This window comes from Streptomyces apricus, assembly GCF_008369065.1.
Lineage (GTDB): Bacteria > Actinomycetota > Actinomycetes > Streptomycetales > Streptomycetaceae > Streptomyces > Streptomyces apricus.
The window spans coordinates 1-705 of record NZ_VDFC01000093.1 but is presented as its reverse complement, the minus strand read 5'-3'; the positions used below and the strand labels follow the sequence as shown (position 1 = coordinate 705).

Here is a 705-nt window from a genome sequence, read left to right as displayed (position 1 = left end):
GGTACGGATGTCGTTACGGGGATGGGGACGGGGACCGGTTCGGGCACTGGTGCCGGTGTTCTTGCGCGTGGGGACGGGCATGTCAGGTGCCAACCCCGCCGCGGGAGATGCCATTCCGCCGGGCGGGTTCAGCCTGTCAGCAGGGCCAGTTCGCCCGTGAGGTTCCGGCGGGCCGGGCCCTCCCACTCCTTCGCCCCGTACGGGGTGTGGAACAGGCGGGGCAGCTCCAGGAGTTGGCGCAGGATCGCGGCGCGGCCCTCGCGGAAGGCGTCCGCGGGCACGAAGGCGTACTCCTGGCGGACCGCCGCCGTGTACGCGGCGTACGCGTGGTCCGGCGAGGCGAGGATCGCGAGGTCGGCGTCGCACAGGACCTGGCCGTTGGGGTCGTCGCCGGCCGGGGCGTGCGTGAGCGTCAGCCGGACGAGGCGGGCGACCTCCGCCGTGGCCGCGGCGGACAGGCCGGCCTCGGGCAGGGCGCGCTCGGCGAGCCGGGCCGAGCGTTCCTCGTTCTCGGAGCGGTCGGGGCGGTAGACCGCGTCGTGGAACCAGGCGGCCAGCCGCACCAGGTCCGGGTCGGCGGCGGCCCCCGCCAGCAGGTCGACGTGGTCCAGCACCGCGGTGAGGTGGTCGGGGGTGTGGTAGCGGCGCTGCGGCTCCGACCAGCGGGCGAGGAGGTCGTCGGCGTAGGGGGCGGGGTCGGGGAGG

The 705-nt window shown here is 75.6% G+C and carries 1 protein-coding gene; it reads right to left on the bottom strand.

Annotated elements, in window-relative coordinates:
- Positions 1–128: 128 nt before the first annotated feature.
- Positions 129–705, bottom strand: a 577-nt coding sequence (locus tag FGF04_RS37475) for an HD domain-containing protein (protein WP_149515865.1), incomplete at its 5' end; no start/stop codon positions are given.